The 23,377-nt window shown below is 50.6% G+C and carries 16 protein-coding genes; 9 read left to right on the top strand and 7 right to left on the bottom strand.

The annotated features are described in order from the left end of the window. The first annotated feature begins 8 nt into the window (after positions 1–8). The 3 genes from aaeB to ACP3TC_RS19355 all read left to right on the top strand — a co-directional run bounded on the left by aaeB (position 9) and on the right by ACP3TC_RS19355 (position 3,891). Entirely contained in the window at positions 9–1,982 is a 1,974-nt protein-coding gene (aaeB, locus tag ACP3TC_RS19365) for a p-hydroxybenzoic acid efflux pump subunit AaeB (protein WP_426817070.1), read from the top strand. Positions 1,983–2,117: 135 nt separating this feature from the next. Further along, positions 2,118–3,572 carry an NAD-dependent succinate-semialdehyde dehydrogenase gene (locus ACP3TC_RS19360; protein ID WP_313855301.1) on the top strand — a complete coding sequence of 485 codons (1,455 nt, stop codon included), beginning with the start codon at positions 2,118–2,120 and terminating at the stop codon, positions 3,570–3,572. Between the two features lie 49 nt (positions 3,573–3,621). Continuing rightward, entirely contained in the window at positions 3,622–3,891 is a 270-nt protein-coding gene (locus ACP3TC_RS19355; protein WP_313855302.1) for a barstar family protein, read from the top strand. A 235-nt stretch (positions 3,892–4,126) separates the two neighbouring features. Here the strand turns inward: ACP3TC_RS19355 and yhcN (ACP3TC_RS19350) are convergent, their stop codons facing one another. The 3 genes from yhcN (ACP3TC_RS19350) to argR all read right to left on the bottom strand — a co-directional run bounded on the left by yhcN (ACP3TC_RS19350) (position 4,127) and on the right by argR (position 5,671). Then, positions 4,127–4,396 carry a peroxide/acid stress response protein YhcN gene (yhcN, locus tag ACP3TC_RS19350; RefSeq protein WP_313855303.1) on the bottom strand — a complete coding sequence of 90 codons (270 nt, stop codon included), beginning with the start codon at positions 4,394–4,396 and terminating at the stop codon, positions 4,127–4,129. Between the two features lie 104 nt (positions 4,397–4,500). Next, on the bottom strand, positions 4,501–4,764 hold the full coding sequence (yhcN, locus tag ACP3TC_RS19345) for a peroxide/acid stress response protein YhcN (protein WP_313855304.1): 264 nt from the start codon (positions 4,762–4,764) through the stop codon (positions 4,501–4,503). Between the two features lie 436 nt (positions 4,765–5,200). After that, complete coding sequence (argR, locus tag ACP3TC_RS19340) at positions 5,201–5,671, bottom strand: transcriptional regulator ArgR (protein ID WP_313855305.1); 471 nt, start codon at positions 5,669–5,671, stop codon at positions 5,201–5,203. A 450-nt stretch (positions 5,672–6,121) separates the two neighbouring features. Here argR and mdh point away from each other — a divergent pair, with 450 nt between their 5' ends. Then, complete coding sequence (gene mdh, locus ACP3TC_RS19335) at positions 6,122–7,057, top strand: malate dehydrogenase (RefSeq protein ID WP_313855307.1); 936 nt, start codon at positions 6,122–6,124, stop codon at positions 7,055–7,057. 55 nt (positions 7,058–7,112) lie between these two features. Here the strand turns inward: mdh and degS are convergent, their stop codons facing one another. The 3 genes from degS to zapG form a co-directional block, all read right to left on the bottom strand. Continuing rightward, positions 7,113–8,174, bottom strand: a complete 1,062-nt coding sequence (gene degS / locus ACP3TC_RS19330) for an outer membrane-stress sensor serine endopeptidase DegS (protein ID WP_313855308.1) — start codon at positions 8,172–8,174, stop codon at positions 7,113–7,115. Between the two features lie 96 nt (positions 8,175–8,270). Further along, positions 8,271–9,638 (bottom strand): serine endoprotease DegQ, encoded by a 1,368-nt coding sequence (degQ, locus tag ACP3TC_RS19325; protein ID WP_313855309.1) that lies wholly within the window; start codon positions 9,636–9,638, stop codon positions 8,271–8,273. Positions 9,639–9,770: 132 nt separating this feature from the next. Beyond that, positions 9,771–10,172, bottom strand: a complete 402-nt coding sequence (gene zapG / locus ACP3TC_RS19320) for a Z-ring associated protein ZapG (protein ID WP_313855310.1) — start codon at positions 10,170–10,172, stop codon at positions 9,771–9,773. 176 nt (positions 10,173–10,348) lie between these two features. On the opposite strand from zapG, the gene zapE reads away from it, so the two are divergent. From zapE to sspB, 5 genes are all read left to right on the top strand, one after another. Continuing rightward, positions 10,349–11,479: a cell division protein ZapE gene (gene zapE, locus ACP3TC_RS19315; protein WP_426817069.1), complete on the top strand. Its 1,131-nt coding sequence runs from the start codon at positions 10,349–10,351 to the stop codon at positions 11,477–11,479. Positions 11,480–11,724: 245 nt separating this feature from the next. After that, complete coding sequence (gene rplM / locus ACP3TC_RS19310) at positions 11,725–12,153, top strand: 50S ribosomal protein L13 (RefSeq protein WP_313855312.1); 429 nt, start codon at positions 11,725–11,727, stop codon at positions 12,151–12,153. Positions 12,154–12,168: 15 nt separating this feature from the next. Continuing rightward, positions 12,169–12,561: a 30S ribosomal protein S9 gene (rpsI, locus tag ACP3TC_RS19305; RefSeq protein WP_052898248.1), complete on the top strand. Its 393-nt coding sequence runs from the start codon at positions 12,169–12,171 to the stop codon at positions 12,559–12,561. A gap of 320 nt (positions 12,562–12,881) precedes the next feature. Next, a complete protein-coding gene (sspA, locus tag ACP3TC_RS19300) occupies positions 12,882–13,523 on the top strand; it encodes a stringent starvation protein SspA (RefSeq protein ID WP_313855313.1) in 642 nt (213 codons plus the stop codon). Positions 13,524–13,527: 4 nt separating this feature from the next. Then, positions 13,528–14,022, top strand: a complete 495-nt coding sequence (gene sspB, locus ACP3TC_RS19295; RefSeq protein ID WP_313855314.1) for a ClpXP protease specificity-enhancing factor — start codon at positions 13,528–13,530, stop codon at positions 14,020–14,022. Between the two features lie 42 nt (positions 14,023–14,064). Here the strand turns inward: sspB and ACP3TC_RS19290 are convergent, their stop codons facing one another. Next, positions 14,065–23,352, bottom strand: a complete 9,288-nt coding sequence (locus ACP3TC_RS19290; protein WP_426817068.1) for a hypothetical protein — start codon at positions 23,350–23,352, stop codon at positions 14,065–14,067. Between the last annotated feature and the right edge of the window lie 25 nt (positions 23,353–23,377).

Raw genomic sequence — 23,377 nt, 5'->3', positions numbered from 1 at the left:
GAGGCAATATGCAAGGTTTTACCTTAGAGCGGATGCGTTTTCCGCTCAAACTAACCTTCGCGGTGGTGATGGCGCTGTTTATCGGCTTTCATTTTAACCTCGAAACGCCACGCTGGGCGGTCATGACTGCCGGTATCGTCGCCGGTGGTACTGCGTTTGCCGCCGGTGGCGATCCGTTCTCCGGCGCGTTACGTCATCGTGGTCTGTTGCGCATCATCGGCACCTTTATTGGCTGTATCGCTGCGCTGGTGATTATGATCAGTACCATCCGCGCACCGGCACTTATGCTGATGCTGTGCTGCTTATGGGCGGGTATCTGCGTCTGGTTGTCGTCGCTGATTAAAGTTGAAAACTCCTATGCGCTGGGGCTGGCCGGCTATACCGCGCTGATTATCATTGTCAGTGTTGACGCCCAGCCCAATGGTTCGGTGCTGCTGGCACCACAGTTCGCCATTGAGCGCTGCAGTGAGATTGTTATCGGCATCGTCTGTGCGATCGTCGCCGATCTGCTGTTTTCTCCGCGATCGATCAAAAGTAATATCGATCGTGAAATCGACTCTTTGCTGATCGATCACTACAAACTGCTGCAACTCTGTATCGCTCATGCTGACAAAGAAGAAGTGGATAAATCCTGGGCGGACCTGGTGCGCCGTACCAATGCGCTGAACGGCATGCGCAGCCTGCTGATGATGGAGTCGGCGCGCTGGCAGAATGTTAACCGACGGCTGATTGCGCTCCATACTCTATCGCTGAAGATGATCACCCAGGCGGCAGAAACCTTTCTTATTCAGAACAGCCGACCGGAATACCTGCCGCCGCAGTATAAAATACTGTTTGAAAAACAGGTTAATAGCGTCAGTGATGTCCATAAGCGCATGAAGCTGATGCGCCGGGTGATCACGGCCAGCAGCAGTAAGCAGACGCCAATTACCGTCGCCAGCTGGGTGGGCAATGCCACGCGTTATCTGCTGTTGCTGAAAGGTATTCAGGGTAATTGTCGAATTAGCGGCACCGAAGAGGCGATCCTCGACGATGAAGTGGTGATCAAAGCCAAATCCGCTGAAATTCGTCACGCGATAATTAACGGTGTTCGTACCTTTGTCGCGACGGCAGCAGGCTCGCTGTTCTGGCTGTATACCGGCTGGACTTCAGGCAGTGGCTGCATGGTGATGCTGGCGGTGATTACCGCGCTGGCGATGCGGATGCCGAACCCGTTGATGATGGCCAAGGATTTTCTTTACGGCATGATTGTGGCGATCCCAATTGGTGCCTTCTACTTCATGTTTATCCTGCCCGCCACGCAGCAGAGCTTGCTGTTACTGCTAATCGCGATTGGTGCGCTGGCGTTTATTGCCGGAATCTTTATCCAACGGCGGCAGCTGGGCACTCTCGGCGCGTTTATCGGCACGCTGAATGTTCTGGTACTGGATAATCCGATGACGTTTCATATCAGCACCTTTATCGACGGAGCTTTAGGCCAGTGCATTGGCGCTTTTGTCGCGACGATGGTCATTCTGTTGATTCGCGATACCTCTAAGGCGCGCATTGCCCGCACGCTGCTTAACCGCTTTATGTATGCGGCGGTATCGGCGATGACCACCAATCAGGCGCGTCGTCGCGAAAACCATCTGCCAGCGCTGTATCAGCAGCTGTTTATGCTGTTAAACATGTTCCCCGGTGATATCGATAAATACCGCCTGGCGCTGACGCTGATTATCGGCCATCAGCGCTTACGTAACGCGGATATTCCGGTCAATGCCGAACTGTCAGCGTTCCACAAGCAGCTGCGCTACACCGCTGACCGGGTGATCTCTGCACACAGTGATGACAAGCGACGTTACTACTTTCAGCGTCTGCTGCGTGAGTTTGATGAGTATCAGGAAAAGCTGGTGGTTTATGATGCGCCGCTCAGCGTCACCGAGCCGGTTAAACGCCTGGCCGATATGCTTAACAAATATCAGAACACGCTGATTTCCGTGTAAATCTTTGTCGGTGCCTGCGGGCACCGCTTATGCCCGCTTACACTTCTTCTGCCAGCACACCGCTGTCGAACAAAATCCCCTGAGTTTTGCCAACTATACTGAGTCATCAGGATGGCAAATCTAACAGGAGAACCCATGTCTTATTCATTCCTTACAGATAACGATCTTTTCCAGACTGGCTACCTGGCAGATGGCCAGTGGCACTCGCTGAGCGCCAGCTTTGATGTGCTCAACCCGGCGACCGGCGAAATCATTGCCAGTGTGGCAAAGGCCGGGAAAAGTGAAACTGAACAGGCGATTGCCGCCGCGCAGCGGGCATTTCCCGGCTGGCGGGCGAAAACCGCTAAACAGCGCGCTGAAATCCTTTACCGCTGGTATCAGCTGATGATTGAGCATAAAAGCTGGCTGGGCAAACTGATGACCGCTGAACAGGGTAAGCCGCTGAAAGAAGCCGAGGGTGAAGTGGAGTATGCCGCCAGCTTTATTCAGTGGTTTGCCGAGCAGGCGAAGCGTGCAAATGGTGAGATCATCCCTCCTGCTAAGCCCGGCTCAAGGATTTACGCTACCCGCGAGCCGATTGGCGTAGTGGCAGCCATTACGCCCTGGAACTTTCCGATGGCGATGCTGACGCGCAAGCTTGGCCCGGCTCTGGCTGCAGGCTGTACCGGCATTATCAAACCGGCCAACAACACGCCGCTATCGGCGTTTGCTCTGCTGGCGCTGGCAAAAAAAGCCGGCGTACCGGACGGCGTGCTGAATGCGGTAGCCGGTGATACTCAGGCGATCAGCGATGCGATTATGGCCAGTAAAGCGGTGCGGAAAATCTCTTTCACCGGTTCCACTCAGGTTGGCAAACTGCTGATGCGTAATGCTGCCGAAACCATGAAAAAAGTGTCGATGGAGCTGGGAGGCAACGCGCCTTATATCGTGTTTGATGATGCTGATATTGATGCGGCAGTGAAGGGGGCGATAGCGAATAAATTCCGTAACGCCGGACAAGTGTGCGTCAGCGTTAATCGTTTCTACATACACAGCTCGGTTTACGATCGCTTTGTTAACCAACTGGCAGACGAAGTGAAGACGCTTAAAGTGGGTAATGGCGTGGATGACGGCGTGATCGTCGGGCCGCTGATTGAAAAATCGGCGCTGGAGAAAGTGGAAGAGCACGTAAAAGACGCGGTAGCTCAGGGAGGACGCATTGTCGCCGGTGGCGCTCGCCACCCGTTGGGTGGAAACTTCTGGCAACCGACGGTGATTGCCGATGCTCACGAAGGCATGAAGCTGGCGCAAGAGGAGACCTTCGGTCCGGTGGCCGCCTGCTTCCGCTTTGATGATGAAGAGGATGTGATTCGTCGTGCCAATGACACCGAATTTGGTCTTGCGGCCTACTTCTACACCCAGAACCTGCAACGCGTCTTCCGCGTTTCGGCGGCGCTGGAAAGCGGTATGGTCGGAGTGAATGAGTGTGCGGTTTCCACTGAGCTGGCACCGTTTGGCGGCGTGAAAGAGTCCGGCCTTGGCCGTGAAGGATCGGTGCTGGGGTTAGAGGAGTTCCTTGAGGTGAAGGCCCTGCATCTCGGTGGGTTGTAATGATTCGGGCGGCGAATGCTGCCCGGTTTATTTTTACGGAGCGGCCAGCATGAAGAAAGAGAGCTTTGATTTTAACCAGATCGTCGATCAGGCCCATTTTTATCGACAGTTCAGCGAGCGCTTTGCGCTGGCGGAAGGGGTAATTATCGACCTGGACAGTCTCTGGGATGCGGTGACCGCTTCTCTGCTGCCGCTACCGCTGGAGATCGAGTTTGTGCATCTGGGTTCGGGGCAGAAACGGCGCTACGGCGCATTAATATTGCTGTTTGACGAAGCTGAAGAGGAGCTTGAGGGTAAGCTCCGCTTCAACGTTCGGTAGGATATCGGATCGGTTAAATATTGCAGTGGCAAAAAAGAGCCCCGGCGTGCGGGGCCAAAGGGTTCGTCAGGTCGACGAGGAATTACTGATAACACTTAGCTGTGACATGTCCGTTTACTTCACCGCGAATTAAAATCTCGCGTCAGACACACTCACCTTATTCATTCCAGCAACCTACGGATTTCAGGTCTTCAGCGCAGCGGCCAGGCGCTTAGTCAGCGCCCGTGCGGGCGAATTATTTATAAATTTCAGCAGTTGCGTGATAGTTGCCGTTGTTATACGCCTCAATCACCCGATAAGAGCTGGCGCCCTGCTGATTGGCTTTCTCTGACAGCGCATCACGGATAGTCATGGGTGAACTGTCCAGTCCGCTGACGGTAATAGTGCCCATTGACTGCAGGTTCTGGCTGGTAGCCTGTTGCTCGGTGACCAGGTCAGCTGCGGCAGCAGAAAAAGAGAGAACGGAAGCCAGACCGAGTGCAGCGATAGCGATAGTGGTTTTCATGATACTTACTCCAGAAATATGTTGTTCAGAGCAACCGAAAGGTGTGTACAGCTATTTTTATACTTGGGGTTGCCGTCGTTATGTACGGGGTACTGCAAATGCGCTTATTTATATAGTTCAGCGGTAGCGTGGTAGTTACCGTTGTTATAGGCCTCAATCACGCGGTAAGCGCTGGCGCCTTGTTTATCGGCTTTCTGTACCAGAGCCTGATGGATATCCATTGGTGAACCGGCGATGCCGCTTACGGTAATGGTGCCAACAGACTGCAGATTTTGCGCCTGTTCTGCGGTGACGGATTCAGCTGCAAAAGCGCCGAATGACAGGGCAGAAAGGATGCCAAGAGTCGCGATAGTAGTTTTAACGTTCATATTTATTTCCTCGTCGTCAATTTTTATCTTTTTAATTAGTGTGATTGTCATCACGAAAATAAGTATAGATCTAATCACGTAGGAAATTAATACCTAGCTAATAATATTTTAGTGGGATGCTTTGCATGGAAATGACTTTTTAATAACCGATAGTTATAAAAAAAGCTTATAATTTACCCGCATCGCATTAATATTAAGCAAAAACAATAACATGGGTCAATTTAGCTATTTGTGCGTAAATTTGCAGTGGATCACGCTGGTAGAGGAGTATATCGAGGAGGAAAGAATGAGATTGTCGTCTCGGGCCAGTGTTTTATCCCATATAAGCCGGGTTTAAAGCAACAAAAAAAAGAGCCGACGGGATGTCGGCTCTAAGTCAAGCTGAGGATAACGCGGCCTGAACGGCCAATTTCAGCCGTCGATTCAGCGCCGCGTTTCAGAGTTCTTGTTCGAATAACATCAAAATCGCGTCGTACAGTTGCTTAACGGTAAACGCGCGCGCCGGGGTAATAAAGATGGTGTCGTCACCGGCGATGGTGCCAAGAATCCCCTCAGCTTTACCGAGCGAATCCAGCAGGCGGGCAATCAGCTGGGCAGCACCTGGGCTGGTATGGATAACCACCAACGCATCGTTATAGTCGATATCCAGCACCAGATTTTTCAGCGGGCTGGTGGTAGTTGGCACGCCAAGCTCGGCTGGCAGACAGTAAACCATCTCCATTTTGGCGTTACGGGTACGCACCGCGCCAAATTTAGTCAGCATGCGCGATACTTTGGACTGATTGATATTGTCGAAACCCTCGTCCTGCAGCGCCAGCACAATCTCGCCTTGAGAGCTAAACTTCTCTTCTTTTAATAAGGCCTTAAATGCCTTAATCAAATCTTCTTGTTTTGATGGGTTACGCATAGGCTACCGATATAGAAGAAAGTAAAACGGGATGCCCGATGCCGGGCGATAAATTATTATGCATTTAAATGAATTATTATGCAAACTGCCTTTAGGCTTGAGTTGCGGAATTTTCAATGCGGGCGCGCATTCTACCAAACTTTCTTCGCGATGAAAAATGGCGCACTGGCGCATAGCTATGAGAAAGCAAGTGAACAGATTGTTATAAAATTGATGTTGTTCTGATAACTGTTAAAGGTGTAATGTAACCGCCGAATAATGTGTCTGCATGCAGTTACTATCAGCGTCAAATCTGTACGTAATGCGGTCAATCTCAACGGTTTGTGCTCGATTCAGTGCGACAGCACGCAAAACCATGACAAGATCCTCGTCATTCGCTCGCAGGTTGGTTATGGTCGTAACCGGATGGATTTCCGGCACTTTTCTGCTCACAATAATAAGGAGTTTAGGATGAAAGTTGCAGTTCTCGGCGCAGCTGGCGGTATTGGCCAGGCTCTCGCACTTCTGCTTAAAACCCAGCTTCCGGCAGGTTCAGAACTCTCCCTGTATGACATCGCTCCGGTAACCCCTGGCGTTGCAGTCGATTTAAGCCACATCCCTACGGCAGTTAAAATCAAAGGTTTCAGCGGTGAAGATGCTACCCCTGCGCTGCATGGTGCGGATGTGGTACTGATCTCTGCCGGTGTGGCGCGTAAGCCAGGTATGGATCGCTCCGATCTGTTCAACGTAAACGCCGGTATCGTGCGTAACCTGATTGAACAAGTGGCGACCACCTGCCCGAAAGCACTGATTGGTATTATTACCAATCCGGTGAACACCACGGTGGCGATTGCTGCTGAAGTGCTGAAAAAAGCCGGTGTATACGATAAGAACAAACTGTTTGGCGTTACCACGCTGGATATCATTCGCTCCAACACCTTTGTGGCTGAGCTGAAAGGCAAACAGCCTGAAGAGCTGAATGTACCGGTGGTTGGTGGGCATTCTGGCGTGACTATTCTGCCGCTGCTGTCGCAGATTCCTGGCGTCAGCTTCAGCGAGCAGGAAGTGGCCGACCTGACTAAACGTATTCAGAATGCGGGTACTGAAGTGGTTGAAGCGAAGGCCGGTGGCGGATCGGCAACGCTGTCGATGGGTCAGGCGGCGGCACGTTTTGGCCTGTCACTGGTGCGTGCGCTGCATGGCGAAAGCAATGTGGTTGAGTGTGCCTATGTTGAAGGTGACGGCGAGCACGCGCGTTTCTTCTCTCAGCCGCTGCTGCTGGGTAAAAACGGCGTTGAGCAACGTAAGCCTATCGGCACACTGAGTGCGTTCGAGCAGCAGGCGCTGGAAGGCATGCTGGATACGCTGAAAAAAGATATTACGCTGGGCGAAGAGTTCGTTAAGTAATTTCGCTGCATGCTGTCACGGGCGGTGTTCGCGCCGCCCGTTTGCGATGCAGCCATTAATTCTGTTGCGGATATTCGAGAATGGTCACCGGCAGCGTCAGTTTCTGATCGTTGCGGTTAACTTCAACATCTATCACTGACCCAGGGCGAATTTCAGCTACCTGATCCATCGTTTCCTGTGCTGACACCGCAGCTTTGCCGTTAACGCTGGTGATAACATCATTGGCCTGAATACCGGCTTTCGCCGCCGGACCGCCTGGCGCCACTTCACTGACCACAATCCCCTGAATCCGATCGATACCGGCGCCCTGACCATGCAGCGGCGGCACTTCACGCCCGGTGATGCCGATATAGCCACGGATAACCCGTCCGTCACGAATCAGTTTATCCATAATCTTGGTGGCTAACGCGGTAGGAATAGCAAATCCAATGCCTTCAGGCGTTTCACCATCGTTGCTTTTGTCGAATGAGAGTGTGTTGATGCCCATCAGCTCACCGAGTGAGTTAATCAGCGCACCGCCGGAGTTACCGTGGTTAATCGAGGCGTCAGTTTGCAGAAAGTTCTGGCGGCCGGAAGGGCTCAGACCGACACGTCCGGTGGCACTGATAATCCCCTGAGTCACGGTTTGTCCGAGGTTATACGGATTACCGATAGCCATCACGATGTCACCAACGTGTGCGACTCGTTTGGGATTAATCGTGATAACCGGCAGGCTGGATGCCGTAATTTTTAATACCGCCAGGTCGGTCAGGCTGTCGGAGCCGACCAGCATCGCTTCGAAGAAACGGCCATCCTGCAAGGCGACAATAATTTGATCGGCATCGTTGATTACGTGTCGATTGGTGAGGATGTAACCTTTTGCATTCATAATCACGCCGGAACCCAGCGTCGTTACGCCGCGATTTTGCGAGCCGTTTGCCGCACTGCGGTTATAGACGTTGACTACCGCAGGCACAGCACGCCGCACGCCGGGATTATAGCTAACCGGTGTCTGATCGGCGCTGTCATCCTGCGCGGAAATCAGGTTACTGCCGATCCTCAGCGCAGGCATCGCTGCCAGTAAAATACCCGCGACGATCAGGCCAAGAATCACCGAACGCAAAAGTTTAGGAAACATGGTGTTAAGTTAAGCCAGAAATAAACGGAAGGCAGAATAACATGAGTTACGCGGACACACACAATGTTGTGTCCGCGTCGTGATGGCAATAACGACTTAACGCAATAGCAGGTAGATACTTTCCCCGCCGCGCATCACATTCAGCGCCACCAACGGAGGTTTGGCTTCCAGTATCTTGCGCAGTTCTGCCAGGTTGTGAACCGGAGCGCGGTTAACGCCGACAATCACATCATCCTTATGCAGGCCGACCTGTTCTGCTGGGGTCGATTTGGCGACGTCATCAACTTTCACCCCTTTGGTGCCATCTTTCAGCTGGCCATCGCTCAGGGTAGCCCCCTGCAACGCCGGTGAAAGCTGTGCAGCGCTGGTGCTGCTCTGGCTACCACTTTCCAGCTTAACGGTCAGCGTCAAGGGTTTGCCATCACGCAGCAGGCCAATTTTTACTTCTTTGCCTGGTGCAGTGGTGCCGATTTTAACCCGCAGCTCAGCAAAACTGGTGATCGGCTTACCGTCGATGGCAGTAATGATGTCGCCAGATTTTATGCCGGCAGTGGCGGCGGCAGATTTCGGCAGCACCTCACTGACGAAAGCACCGCGCTGGGCGTCAACCTTAAAGGCTTTAGCCATATCAGCGGTCATTTCGGTGCCTTTGATTCCCAGCTGACCGCGTTTTACCTCGCCAAATTCAATCAGCTGCTGCGCCAGGTTCATTGCCATATTGCCTGGAATGGCAAAGCCGATGCCGATATTGCCGCCGCTGGAGGCGAGAATCGCGGTATTAATCCCGATCAGTTCGCCGTTAAGATTAACCAGCGCGCCGCCGGAGTTACCGCGGTTGATGGCAGCATCGGTCTGGATAAAGTTTTCCAGCCCTTCCAGATTCAGGCCGCTGCGGCCAAGGGCGGAGATAATGCCGGAAGTGGCGGTTTGTCCAAGGCCAAACGGGTTACCGATGGCGACGGCAAAATCACCCACTTTTAGCTGATCGGAATCCGCGACTTTCACCTGAGTAAGATTTTTTGCGCCGTTAATCTGGATCAGCGCGATATCGGTTTGCTCATCATGCCCGATCAGCTTGGCGTCATATTCATTGCCATCACTCAGCTGAACGTTGATTTTATCGGCACCGTTAACCACGTGATTATTGGTCAGCACATAGCCTTTTTCCGCATTGATGATCACGCCAGAGCCCAAACCTTCAAAAGGCTGCGGCTGTCCGCCGCGCGCGCCGCCCTGACCGAAAAAGCGCTTCAGCGGCTCGGGAAGATCCTGCGATTGAGTCTGCGTTCCCTCAACATGCACGCTGACCACTGCCGGCAGCACTTTTTCCAGCATCGGTGCCAGGCTCGGCAGCGGTTGACCCTGAATCTGAGCAGGAAGTGACGCCAGCGCCTGTGGAGCAAGGGTTAAGTTCATGCCAATACTTAATGCTAATGCGCTAAACAGTAATGATTTTTTTTTCATCGCTACGACGCTCTCGCTGCTAAAAAATTGAGGGGGAAAAGTTATGAAGACTAAAAACTGTGACAGATGATTCAGAAAAGGGTTCGACGCTTTATGTCGAAAAAGGGGCGCAAAAGCGCCCCTGAGAGTAAATTAATCGCGTTTGGCGTGTTCGCTACGCAGCAGGCCGGATGCGCCTTCGGAGTAGTCTCGCGGCATCTGCACCGGTGCCTGATCGTTATCCGCTTCTGCTTCAGTTAACTGATAAGCAAAAGGGTTTTTCTCACCTGGCAGATTTGGCAGCAGGTCGTTCGAACCTTTCGCCATATGCTGATAAAGCTGGCGGTAATCACGCGCCATGTTATCCAGCAGCTCTGCGCTCTGTGCAAAATGGCCGGTCAGTTCTTCACGATAATCCGACAATTCGGCTTTAGTTTTTTCCAGTTCATACTGCATGCTGCGCTGCTCACGCAATTTTCTGTTACCAAAACGCATCACAACTGCGCCGATAATAATACCAACCACCAAACCAATGAGCGCGTATTCCCAGGTCATAAATGACTCCCATGTTGTCTTCGTTGTTCCGTAGGGCCTATCAACTTAATAATAGCCACTATACCTGCTTATCGAATCGAAGTGGAATCCTGTGGCAGCATCGCTTAGTGTAGAACGGCCTTTTTTTCGTCAACCGGCTGCGTGACAGACCACTTTTCAGGGAATGTGATTTAACAATGCAAACGACTTCTCCTCTGGCGCTTTATCAGCAGGCGCTGAATAACGGCGACTATCAACCTGACGAGGTTCAGCGTAATGCGATCGCTCGTTTAGACGTTATCCAGCAGGCCTTGATCGCCACACCGTCTGCGCCGTCTGCGCCGTCTGGCGGCCTGTTTGGTAAGCTGAAGGGACTGATGGGCAAGGAGAAAACCGCGCCGCTGCCACCGGTTCGCGGGCTGTATATGTGGGGCGGAGTGGGGCGCGGGAAAACCTGGTTAATGGATCTGTTTTTTCGGGCTATTCCTGGCGATCGCAAACTGCGTCTGCATTTCCATCGCTTTATGCTGCGGGTGCATCAGGAGCTGACCGAACTTCAGGGGCAGTCCGATCCGCTGGAAATCATTGCCGATCGTTTTAAGGCGCAGACCGATATTCTCTGTTTTGATGAGTTTTTTGTTTCTGATATTACCGATGCAATGCTGCTGGGAACCTTGATGGAAGCGCTGTTTGCTCGTGGTATCGCGCTGGTGGCCACGTCGAATATCCCGCCGGACGATCTCTACCGTAATGGTCTGCAGCGTGCGCGCTTCCTGCCAGCGATCGAATTGATTAAACGCCATTGCGACATTATGAACGTCGATGCCGGCATCGATTATCGTCTGCGCACCCTGACGTCGGCCCATTTATGGATGCAGCCATTGAACGATGAAACTGCCCGCGAAATGGAGAGGATGTTTGTCGCGCTGGCTGGAGTGGCACGCGATGATGAGAAGCCGGTACTGGAAGTTAACCACCGGCCGTTGCCGACGCTGGGCGTTGCGGAAGGCGTGGTGGCAATGGATTTCTATACGCTGTGCGGCGAAGCGCGCAGCCAGCATGATTACATCGAGCTGTCGCGCCGTTTTCATAGCGTGCTGCTGTATAACGTGCCGGTAATGGTCAATCGCACCGAGGATCAGGCACGCCGTTTTCTGGCGCTGGTGGATGAGTTTTATGAGCGTCACGTGAAGCTGGTCGTCGCTGCTGAAGCCTCACTGTTTGAAATTTATCAGGGCGAGCGGCTGAAATTTGAGTATCAGCGCTGTTTGTCGCGTTTGCAGGAGATGCAGAGCGAAGAATACCTGCGTCTTGAACATTTGCCGTAAGCGCTTAAAAAACCCTGGCCGGAAGTGGATTTAATCGCAAAAAGGGGTCGCGCTTTGTGTGCGACTTCTCTATAATCTTGCGACCCCACGTTACGGCATTGGTTTTTTTTCCCAAAAACTTTTGCGTTCCAGTAACTCTATCCGAAGGGGTGGGCTTGCTGGTCAAGATGGTCGTGTGAGCCTCAACCGTTTATTCAAGCGTTTGGGATTTCACCAACGTGTAACTTAATTTGGGTAAGCTTTTAATGAAAACTTTTACAGCTAAACCAGAAACCGTAAAACGTGACTGGTACGTTGTTGACGCAACGGGCAAAACTTTAGGTCGCCTGGCGACTGAACTGGCTCTGCGCCTGCGCGGTAAGCACAAAGCGGAATATACTCCGCACGTTGATACTGGTGATTACATCATCGTTCTGAACGCTGAGAAAGTTGCTGTAACCGGCAACAAGCGTACTGACAAGATTTATTACCATCACACCGGTCACATCGGTGGTATCAAGCAAGCGACCTTCGAAGAGATGATTGCTCGCCGTCCTGAGCGTGTGATTGAAATCGCGGTTAAAGGCATGCTGCCAAAGGGCCCGCTGGGTCGTGCTATGTACCGTAAACTGAAAGTTTACGCGGGCAACGAGCACAACCATGCGGCACAGCAACCGCAAGTTCTGGACATTTAATCGGGATTATAGGCAATGGCTGAGAATCAAAACTACGGCACTGGTCGCCGCAAAAGCTCTACCGCACGCGTTTTCATCAAGCCGGGCAGTGGTAACATCGTTATCAACCAGCGTTCACTGGAACAGTACTTCGGTCGCGAAACTGCCCGCATGGTAGTTCGTCAGCCGCTGGAACTGATGGATGTGGTTGGTAAATTTGATCTGTACATCACCGTTAAAGGTGGTGGTATCTCTGGTCAGGCTGGTGCGATCCGTCACGGTATCACACGCGCTCTGATGGAGTACGACGAGTCCATGCGTGGCGAACTGCGTAAAGCAGGCTTCGTTACTCGTGATGCGCGTCAGGTTGAACGTAAGAAAGTCGGTCTGCGTAAAGCACGTCGTCGTCCACAGTTCTCCAAGCGTTAATTCGCCTGTTTACAGCGCAAATTATCGAAAAAACCCGGTGCTTACACCGGGTTTTTTATTGCCCGTCACGGATGTAATCCGGGGTATTTTCCCGCTCACTAGCATTTTCCCGTCAAATCTTCAATGCTTCCCCCACAAGTCGCTTAAAATCTGGTAAACTGTGTGTCACTTTGCGCCCGTATGCCGGGTAGTTACGCATGATTATCCTGTCAGGATGCTGGATCGGCGCAACTTTTGGCTGCGAGGGGTTATATCAAGCAGGTTAGTCGCCGCGTGGTTGGCTATTCGCAGTAATTTTCTCGATAAACTTGGAGGTTTTCATGGCTGTCGCTGCCAACAAACGTTCGGTAATGACGCTGTTTTCTGGTCCGACTGACATTTTTAGCCATCAGGTACGTATCGTGCTGGCTGAGAAAGGTGTCAGTGTAGAGATCGAGCAGGTTGAAACGGATAATCTGCCGCAGGATCTGATTGACCTCAACCCGTATCGTACCGTGCCAACGCTGGTCGATCGCGAGCTGACGCTGTATGAATCCCGCATCATCATGGAATACCTTGATGAGCGCTTTCCGCATCCGCCACTGATGCCTGTGTACCCGGTTGCACGCGGTGAAAGCCGCCTGATGATGCACCGCGTAGAGCAGGACTGGTACAGTCTGATGCGTAAAGTTGAAAACGGCAACGCGCAGGAAGCTGACGCGGCACGTAAACAACTGCGTGAAGAGCTGCTGGCGATTGCCCCGCTGTTCTCCCGCACGCCATTCTTTATGAGTGAAGAATTTAGTCTGGTTGATTGCTATCTGGCACCGCTGCTGTGGCGTTTACCACAGATGGGCATCGAACTGTCTGGTGCGGGTTCAAAAGAGCTGAAAGGCTATATGACGCGTGTGTTCGAGCGTGATTCCTTCCTGGCTTCCCTGACGGAAGCGGAACGTGAAATGCGCCTGCAAACGCGGGGCTAATCGTATGGAAATGTCTCAACTAACCGCACGTCGCCCTTATCTGCTGCGAGCGTTTTACGAGTGGCTGCTGGATAACCAGCTGACGCCGCATTTAGTCGTAGACATCAATCTGCCTGGCGTAATGGTGCCGCTGGAGTACGCTCGTGATGGACAGATCGTTCTGAATATCGCACCGCGTGCCGTGGGTAACCTTGAGTTAGGCAACGATGACGTTCGTTTCAATGCCCGCTTTGGTGGCGTTCCGCGCCAGGTTACCGTACCGCTGAATGCGGTGCTGGCAATCTACGCCCGCGAGAACGGTGCAGGCACGATGTTTGAGCCTGAACCTGCCTATGAAGAGGGTGGTGAGCAAAACTTTACTGCTGAGCAGGATGAACCAGAGACCGTCATGTCGGTTATTGATGGCGATCGTCCTGATGACAGTAGCGATGATGACGATAACCCTGATGATACGCCGCCGCCGCGCGGTGGTCGTCCGGCGCTTCGCGTCGTTAAATAGAAAACGGGCCTGCCGGCCCGTTTTTTTTTACCCTACTTGTTGTCACACGCCGACCAGCCAGAGAGGTTGCCGGTCGTCCTGCTCAGGCTGGTCGAAGGTGTGCAGAAACAGAAACCAGGCTTTCGACAGATCCTCGGTGGCTCGTTCAGGGTGCTTTTCCACAAAGTAATCACACATCAGGCCAAACACCATTTCCGCATCGGTCATAATTAATCGGGTGACCAGCAGATTGCTGTTAAACAGCTGGATGAAAAGCGCAGCGTAGTGGATCTTATCGATCAATTCAGGCTGGCTTTGCTGCAGAAACTCAGCGGTGGCCGGCGAGCGGTAAAATTCTTGTTCCTCCTGACACCAGCTGTCCGCTTCCTGCGCCATTACCCGCTGAATTCTGCCATGCAGACGTAACAAAAATTCAGGCCCGGAAAAGGCCTGTAGCGCCCACGGGCTGGAGAGCCGCAGCTTACTCCAGTCGGCAAACTGCCGGGCATTTTGCGGATCGGCATTAATCGCCGCCAGCCGTGCCGACGGCTCTCCGCTTATTGCCGGGCCAGGCGGTGTCAGCAATAAATCTTCGTTATGTTGCGCGCCAATCTGTAACGGCGGCGCGGTGCCCGCGCTTTGATTATTGTCAGGATCGCCAATACCGGCTGCCAGCACCAGGCGAACCGGCCAGCGATAGCGCTGTGACATCAATTGCGGCTCTTGCGTTGCGGCAGCGGGCCGCAGCAGTAGCATTTGTTCGGCGCTGCGTGCGGTCTGCCAGTAGCGAAATCCCTGCTGAAAGGTCTGCTGCCATGAGCGTGCGCGCTGCTGCATCTCATCTGCGCGCCACAGCGGCTCGGGTAACGTCAGAAGCCGGTCTGCTATCCTTACCTGCGGCGGCATCTCAGTAACCAGAGTGTGCAGCAGGTCCAGCGCCGGTTGCCAGCTGTTGCGCGCCGCTCCCGGCCAGTCGGCATCGCGGATACACGGCCACGGCTGCTGAAACAGCTCTGCGGTAACATAAAGCTGACGGTCGTAATAACCAAAGAAATAGTTGTGCGCAAAGCGCTGCAACTGCAATGGTAATATCGTCTTTATCGCATCTGGCTGACTGTGCTGCTGGCTTTTAATCGACGGAATCGCAGCCACGGCAGCATCGAGCATTGTCAGGCGTTGTGCGATCCACGCCTTTAAATCGTCGCTGGTTAAGCGCACATCATGGTGCAGATTTATCTGCTGACGCATCGCATGCAGCAGTGTCTTCTCCTGTTGTAATTTTTCCAGCGCGCTGTCGCAGCCGGCATGGATGAAAAGATTGTAATCCCGCCAGGCGTAAGGCTTCCACAGCAGCTCATCCAGAGAAAGCGGCGTATCTTCAAGCTGCGCGTTTATTTTTACTCGCTGCCAGAAGTTTTGCCGCATCCGAAGAAAGGCCAGCAGGATATCCTCCAGCTCACTTTGCGCCTGTTTGCTGAAGGCTGAGCGGAAGAGAAAGGCACGATGGTGGCTGTAAGCCTGGCTGATGGCCGCACGCCTGTACTGCTGCGCGCCGGACAGGACATTTTCCAGCCGCAACTGCTCATCCGGCTCCAGCAATGCGCGATAATCCGGTGCTTTTTGGCGGGTAATAAGCTGGTTAATGGCCGCATTAAGTTGCCGTGTGTCTGCACCACTGACGTCGCGCGGCCAGTCCGCGGGCAGGGCCGGGGAAGGCTGAAGCTCGCCGCTGGTATCCAGCATCCGATAGCTCAGACGCTGATCATTCTCGATAAAAATAAATACCAGACTGCCGTCGTTGCGTTGCAGCACGCGGGAAATCGGCACCATGGTGGTGGTGTGGTGACTGCCGCCGTTCCAGTGCAGATAGCTGGCAGGTGTGAAAATCCCTTGTTTTGATATTTCATCCGCATCGGCAGCGGAAATAAGTTGCCAGGCGGGTTGTCCGCTAAGTCTGCGCAGGCCGCCCTGGGTGATATCGATCTGATTGGTTTCAAGCGACAGGTAGTTGTCTTGCAGCGCCTGTGCGTTATGCGGCGAGAAATCGAGCCGCCAGCCACCGCCGGTCAGCCTGGTGACGGTGACCGGAACTGCCAGTTCAGCCCCGGCTGGATAAAAGTAGTCTCTCTGCTGATTGTTCTCACTGCGGATAACCACCAGGGGTAATCCGGGGCGTTGTATAACTGAGCCGTCGGGCAGAGGGATACCGCCAATCAAGACGCGTTGCAGCTGCCATGCCAGAGCTATTGATTCATCGAAGAATTGCCTGACGGATATCGCAGCGCGTCGCAGCGCCTGCACGTCATTCTGCAGCCAGTCAAAATAGGTTAAGTCCGGCCAGATTGTGGCGTTGATTGCGTCATCTGCTAACAAATACAAGGCTTCCCGGTTATCGGCGGTGCTGGCATACAGCGCGCGACTTTCTCCGTTTTTCCAGCCGAGATAGCAGAAGCGACTGACCGGATCCCACCAGAAACCGGCGAAACCGTATTCAGGCAGATTAGCCCAGGGCGTTGCGCCAGTTCGTGGCGCGGTCGCTCTTAATACCGCAGTCATTGAAGGCCAGAGGGTGTGACCACCCATTACCGTGCTGATAGCGTGACTAAAGCGGCTGACCGGATCTGAGTGAACGAGTGTGGTGGGATCCCGCCGTTGCCACTTCGCAATGTCCGGATGCGCCGCTGCCCGGGCAATATGTTCAGTTTTCTCCGGCAAAGAGGAGTAGTAGCTCTTCTCATTATCATAGAAGAACAGATGCTGGCTCAGCCAGGTGATCAGGCTCTGCTTTGCCTGATTAAATGATGTCTCATTGTTTTCCTTCTCCAGCGTAGCTAATCGTTTCACTGCCTCTGATTGCATCCATTCAAACAACACGATTGCCGGGTTAGTGACCGGAAAGCTGACAGAATAAGTACCGATTGTCAGGTTCAACTGGATGGGATCGAGAAAAAGGCGGTCGTTGTCAGCATCAGCAAAACAGAGACGGGTCAGTTCATGCGCATCGGGAGTTGCGGTCAGCTGGCGAAAGATCGGGGGGACTGATTCTGGCTCACCCAGCGGCAGTATAATACCGTGCTGATTTTTGATATTAAAAGCCAAACCTGCAACCAGCCCCTGTTGTATCAGGTTGCTTTCTTGCCGATACCAGGTGAGCTGCAGCTCTCCCCGATAAATTGCCTGAGTCAGCTGCAGGTTTTTCTCGTTAGTAAGCTCAAACAGCGCATGTTGCAATAATTTACGCTGTTCTTGCAGAGCAGTACTGAGCAAAGTTCGCAATGCGTCCCAGTCGCCAGGGCTGGAGAAGTTCATCTGAGCAAGAAACAGCGCCAGCCAGTGGCTTGCCTCCAGGCAACTGAAAACGCGTTGTTGCATCGCGTGAGCCTGCAAAAGAGTTGAGGACACCGTCTTTAGCGCATCCAGGGCTTCAGCACGCCGATCGCCAACGGGCTGGCATCCACTAAGAAAAGCCAATTGCTGAATGGCGGTTTCGCGTAAAGAAAGCAGGCCAGTGTCATGCTGGGCGGCGCTGGCCAGCATAAGCAGTTCACCGGCAGTCGACGTAACTAAATTTAACTGACGGCAAATAATTGCACCGAGACAAAGCCACTGCGATGAGAGCGAGTGGAGGGGAGCCTGAGCCAGCAGTGGTTCAATATCGCTCAGATAAGCGGTAAAAGAGAGCAGATGACGAACTGTGGCGGTGATGTAGCGTCTGATGGCCGCCAGTACGGCGCTGTCATATTGCTTGCTGGCTAATGTAAAGCGCCGGGCGATTTCTGTAATCTGCACGCCGGCAAAATTTTGCTGTGTCAGGCTGGCGAGGCGGAATGCGGGATCGGCAAGATTATTTTGTAATGAATGAACGATAAATTCATATAAATCAGGTGATGCTGGCATCGTGAGCCGTAAAGTATCACTTAATAGCTGGAGAAGAAGGTAATCTTCCTGTACATCCAGCAGTGGCAAATAGTGGCTCAGTGCCCGGTATTGGTAATCCACGATATTGCCCTGCACGTCAATCAGATCATTGAACAGACTGACTACATCCTGCGCTGTCGGGCTGTTGACTGGGGGGCGATCGTCCAGTGCATGTTGCTGCAAGCGTTGATGAAACGGCAGCGATCTCGCGCGTGAATAGAGACTGACTAACGCCTGTAATTGTTGTTGATACACGCTGGTTTGATTGAGCATCACGTTGGTGGTAATAGAGGCTTCCTGCAGCAGGTCAGACGCCTTTGGTAACCGGCTCACCAGTGGGGAAACGGGCCAGGAAGGATCGGTGTCAGCCAGTTGGCGTTTAGAGCGGTGATAGGAGTCGGACATGAAGTCGTTGATTAAAAAAGTAAACCAGTGTCCATTATCTCGCTGATAAACCTGGCAGAAAAAAAGCTCAGGATACCGTGCACAGCTCTTCGTCAGCGCCTCTCTGACATCATCAATAAACAGTGAGTTAACCACACCATTATCAATAATCTTAATTCTGTTGCCGGATGTACTTAGCCGCTGCTGCCAGCTTTGACCTAATTGCTGCGCGGCGCGCTGTAAGACCGGGGTTATCTTTTCAAAGTGCATTTCTGGAAAAAGATACTGCTGAAGTTTATCCCGCCAGGCATTCAGCGCTGTCTCCTCACGCCATTTGCTGACAGGGTAATCAGCTAGAACTTGCGCACTGAATTCGATGCGTACTAATGGCAGATAAATATCTGAAATGCTCCGGGCTATGCGCTGCCAGTTAGTGGTGAAACTGGCGAGGGAAGGGAGTGTTGCATCCGGGTACTTCACACGGAAATCAGCAGCCCGCTGAAGAAATGTTTCAATGTTGGGACTAAACAGTGTGATATTAGCCGGGTTACTGGAAATAAGTTCATTACTGATATGACAGAACTGTTGAACAATTGCTGTATGAAATTTTTTCTGCATTGAGAAATGACTGGACGCATAAATGGTAAATCTGTCCAGGTTATAATCCAGATTTTGCTGAATAATATCCAGTTGATGCTTTCGTTCTATCGGACTTCCTGCTATTGCTTTCGAGAGAGCGTCGCTGTCTTCGTTCATTAACAGATACTGAATCATAAAAAGGTAATTTAGCTCAATACCCTGAATGTTACTTGTTAACAGTGCCTTGATCGTGCGCAGAGACTCGCTGATAAATATATTTTGATCGGATTGCATGGTGACCGGCAGGGATATATACGACCTTAATTGATAGTCATGATAATACTGATAGAGTGCTTCTTCAGTAATTTTAATATCGTTTTTATCTTTTTTGTAATGCTTTTGCTGAGTCATGATGCTGCTGGTTAACCAGCGTACAGAAATGGTCAGGGAGATAAAACAAAACATTGCCATCTGGTTATAGTTATCAGGAATCGTCCAGCCAGCATTTTTGGCGGCATCAATGACGGATTCTACATTAGGATCACGTAATGCGGTAAAAAAAAGTTTCTGATAAAGCGTTGAATTAGTGCGGTTAAGATCAAAAATATCGAGAATGACATTATCAGTTTGTGACGAGTCAGCGTGGCAAGTAAAGTTACTTTTGCTGGGCTGGGGAAGAATATATTTCTCATTCTCAACTGATTTTGCTGCTGTCGGATTATGCCATGGAGCCTGGAATCCAGCATTTTTTTTCAATGAGTAGGCTTTTTTGATAAACATTTTAGCCAGTCCGATGCCCCATGGAATATTTGATACTAAAAAATCTTCGCCGGAACGTAATGAGAGATAAGGAAATTTAACGTAAACCGGCATCGAAAATAAATTTCCCAGAGAGGTTTGCAGCTTGAAGCGTAATTGAGTTATTTCATCATCATAAGCTTTCAATGAATTCTGAGTGAATTTTATTTTTTCGATGAGGAGGTTGGTATTACTGTCCGAAGAAGACATCGCTATGTTATTGCTTAATTGTAAATTAAAGCTACTCAACTCGCTTCTTCTTATCCAGCGTAAGGTGTATATTTTCCTGAGCGATTGCATTAAGGTAGTGAGCGTTTTTTTTAAACCATATCCCATATAAAAATCCGCTGCGCATATGGTCAGCTGAAATACCGGAATCAGTGGAGACGGAGGTGAAATATCTTGCCGGGTATAGAAAATGTCGCGAAAGAGTTCATAACAATTGTAAAAGGGGAATGACTCTATCAGCGTCATCGCTTTTCCTTTTTCTTTCGTCAGTTCAACCGCCGTGGGATCGTGTGCTTTACTTTTTAGATGAAAAAGAAGCTTTCTGCGGTTTTCTGTCATCTCTTTTTTTAACGCATCCAGTGGCACATTGTTCTTATCGCCTAACCGTCGTTCATGATAAGTGACGACTATCTCTTTAGAACTTCTGACGGCATGGCAGAGTTTATTCTTATAATATTCATAATGTTCTGTAAAAAAAACGCCTGATTCTTCCAGGCGACTGAGTAAGTTTGTGGTGGGTTGTTTAATATCATCACAGGGGTCAAAGAAAGATTGTTGATCCATAAACAGATAATTTTCATCCAGAAAGCCATTTCCCGCTTTAAATATATCCTCAGTTTGGTTATACAACAGTCGTTGTAAGGGGTAATGACCTGGGTGCATGCGACTAGCTTCAATGTGGATAGCATAATAACGTTTCTCTTTGGTGATGCGATTGTAGCCAAAAAAAATCTTTCCAATTTCATGGTAGGGTCGTAAATTGTAAGATGTACGTTCAATAGTTTTGCGGTTGAATTTTATTAAAACAGACTGAAGTGTGTATCGTAATGTTTTAAGCCTTTTAACTTCTGCATCGATAGCATAAATTTCCGTATTCGTATTTTTAAGAAAACTGCATTCTTCTTCTGATGAAATTTCGCATGCACGGTCAACCACTTCTTTATATAAGGAACAATGATAATCCACCATTTCCTGATAAGTTTGATCAAACTTTTTATATAGCTCTGGCAATGTCGGATGCTTTTTTAATGAAAAAATTCGTTTGTTACTTGAATCATAGAGACGTAATGACTCGGGCACTTTCATCGGAAGATAATGATGTAATACTTTAAAACCATCATTAAAGTTACGTATCAGATCGCGGAAACTCCTGCACTCTGATAATCTTCGAATATCTTCGCTGAATTGCCCCTGAGTGATAATTCTGAAGTGAATGGTATCGAAGTTTTGTTCGGCTTCAATATCAAGTTCTGGAAATGCATTGCTGATGATATCGTCAAAATTTCCGATAGGCACACCTTCGAGTTCAACATCATATTTATGATAGGCATACATTTCTTTATTTAGATCTTTATACACCTCTTCAAGGTATTCCCGATCTTCGGTTAAATTATAGCTGGCATAACTTCTTAGCCGGGCAGTAATCAAACCATCAATTTGCCCCAAAGCCAGCGCGGAAGAAAAATCATTGTTTCGGATATGTTTATTTTCAGTGAATATTTTTCCAATGTAATTCCAAAGGTAGTAAACATTTTTTGACAAAATTTTTTCATTTTCTCTGCCATTTCTTTCCAGAAATAACAGATCTGGTGCCACCTGGGATATCAAGAAATCGGTGATTTTATGCATTTTTAGTCGAGTGAAAATATTCATCGATAGATATTCTTTGTTACAATGCAGACGTAATTCGTGAAGTATTGTTCTGGCCGAGCTGTTTTTCTTATTCTTAATGAAGTATATCCATATTATATTAATTTTGTTTCCCATCGAGATGATGATACTGCTAATATCTACGGGCTCTTTTCTGCCCGCCGGCCTTAGCAGTAGCGACAACAGGTGCAACAGCTGTTGATTCATCTCATTACGTTCGCTACTTTTAAATGTTGTTATATCAAAAGCTGCCAGTAAACGGTCGGCATGAATAATATTAATATCGCCATAGTCGTCAAATAAATAATCGAAAAGATCAATTGCGAGCGGTGCCTCGGTTTTGTCAGAATGAAGCAATTTTCTGATCTTATCCGTGCCATCAGCGCACAGATCTTGATTCTCGCTGAGCGCATTTCTCTTAGTGGTTGATGATGTCGCTGCATCCGATAAGCTACTGTGCAGATAGCGCGCACCCGCCAGCAGAGTAATACCAGATGCTGCCAATAGTAAGTTGGTCCTGAGCTTACACCATGGATTTTGTACCGCCGCTGCCGCTATTACCACAGAAGCACCTGAAATCAGCAGCGGTGCTGAGGCGTCTGCGGCCGAAGAAGCCGCCGGTGGCACGGTGTTTGCCGGAATGGCGGAACGATCCCGGTTGCCTGGCGGCAGCATTTCTCTCTGGCCCTGCGGGCATGTGGTGAGTTTTCCGGATAAAATTTGCTGCTCGGTTTGCTGATAAGCCTGATAAAAGCGTTCGGTGCGCAGGCTGTCGGATTGGTGGCACTCCACACCGGTTAATTGCCGGTCTTTTTGCATCAGTACGTCTTTATTCATACAGCGAATCACTGAACGGTTTAAGGCTTTATTGGCTTTACTCTCTTCCCAGGGTTTGTGGTGGGCATGCTCATACCATGTTTTCGTGAGCGCCTGCCGATGTTTAATCAGATACAAACGTTGATAATCATGACTTTCTGCGGATAAATTGCAGATGTCCTGGATTATTTTTATCCCATAAGTGAAGACATTAACCGGCGGTCTTTTGCCATCGGTCCAGCCGGTGATGCGCAGCATGGTGTAGGCCGCGAGGATCAGTGTGATGCCGGTTGTCACTGTCTCAGTGATGCCGGTTTCACTGCATACCTGCATAACCGGAGCAATCACCTGTTCATATAGCGCCACCAGCCAGCCGGGTTGAGCAAAATCCTGCTGTGCGCAAATCGTCAATCCGGTGGCCAATAGCAGGGAAACGGTGTGCAGCGCTGTTTCGGTCAGAGTAATATGCTGCCTGAATAACCAGATACTTAGCAGTGCTGGCAGCGTGGTCAGCAGGGCAGCGGTGGATGTCGCACCCGCCACCAGATAGATAAGTTTATTGATCAGTTCCAGTCCGCCAGTAAATCCTGCCAGCCAGACAATATTCTTTCCCTGACGACTACAGATTAATACCGCCGCGAGCAGCTTACTCAAATCGGGATGAAGAACATGCAGTAAGTTTGAAGCCAGGGTGGTTTGGCTAAGTAAATGAAGTTGGTGATGAATCGCTTCTTTCACCTGCGAGGCGAGAGAGCTGAGTAATGGCCAGTGCGCGGAGGCAGGAGTCAGCCAGGGCTGTGTATCTAAGGCATCGTAGAACAGCTCTTCATCAGCCGCTCCCTCCCTTTCCGCAGCCGGTAAAGACAAGCAAGTATTACGAATACTGGCAACCGGAAGCGTGCATAAATCAGCGCGGCTTATTTTGATTCTTGCCGGTAACATATGGCCGTTGGCGACGGGATTGATGTCGTTTTTCATATAAACACTCAGATTCCTTGAGTAA

Origin of the sequence: Winslowiella sp. 2C04, from assembly GCF_050037805.1 — a bacterium.
GTDB classification, from domain to species: Bacteria; Pseudomonadota; Gammaproteobacteria; order Enterobacterales; family Enterobacteriaceae; genus Erwinia; species Erwinia toletana_A.
Note: the sequence above shows the minus strand (reverse complement) of the source record. Positions and strands in the feature narration are given on the sequence as shown.

Coding starts and splice junctions, on each gene's coding strand:
- rplM (WP_313855312.1), top strand. CDS start 11,725: ATGAAAACTTTTACAGCTAAACCAGAAACCGTAAAACGTGACTGGTAC.
- zapE (WP_426817069.1), top strand. CDS start 10,349: ATGCAAACGACTTCTCCTCTGGCGCTTTATCAGCAGGCGCTGAATAAC.
- sspA (WP_313855313.1), top strand. CDS start 12,882: ATGGCTGTCGCTGCCAACAAACGTTCGGTAATGACGCTGTTTTCTGGT.
- degS (WP_313855308.1), bottom strand. CDS start 8,174: ATGTTTCCTAAACTTTTGCGTTCGGTGATTCTTGGCCTGATCGTCGCG.
- ACP3TC_RS19360 (WP_313855301.1), top strand. CDS start 2,118: ATGTCTTATTCATTCCTTACAGATAACGATCTTTTCCAGACTGGCTAC.
- ACP3TC_RS19355 (WP_313855302.1), top strand. CDS start 3,622: ATGAAGAAAGAGAGCTTTGATTTTAACCAGATCGTCGATCAGGCCCAT.
- sspB (WP_313855314.1), top strand. CDS start 13,528: ATGGAAATGTCTCAACTAACCGCACGTCGCCCTTATCTGCTGCGAGCG.
- zapG (WP_313855310.1), bottom strand. CDS start 10,172: ATGACCTGGGAATACGCGCTCATTGGTTTGGTGGTTGGTATTATTATC.
- rpsI (WP_052898248.1), top strand. CDS start 12,169: ATGGCTGAGAATCAAAACTACGGCACTGGTCGCCGCAAAAGCTCTACC.
- aaeB (WP_426817070.1), top strand. CDS start 9: ATGCAAGGTTTTACCTTAGAGCGGATGCGTTTTCCGCTCAAACTAACC.
- yhcN (WP_313855303.1), bottom strand. CDS start 4,396: ATGAAAACCACTATCGCTATCGCTGCACTCGGTCTGGCTTCCGTTCTC.
- yhcN (WP_313855304.1), bottom strand. CDS start 4,764: ATGAACGTTAAAACTACTATCGCGACTCTTGGCATCCTTTCTGCCCTG.
- mdh (WP_313855307.1), top strand. CDS start 6,122: ATGAAAGTTGCAGTTCTCGGCGCAGCTGGCGGTATTGGCCAGGCTCTC.
- degQ (WP_313855309.1), bottom strand. CDS start 9,638: ATGAAAAAAAAATCATTACTGTTTAGCGCATTAGCATTAAGTATTGGC.
- ACP3TC_RS19290 (WP_426817068.1), bottom strand. CDS start 23,352: ATGAAAAACGACATCAATCCCGTCGCCAACGGCCATATGTTACCGGCA.
- argR (WP_313855305.1), bottom strand. CDS start 5,671: ATGCGTAACCCATCAAAACAAGAAGATTTGATTAAGGCATTTAAGGCC.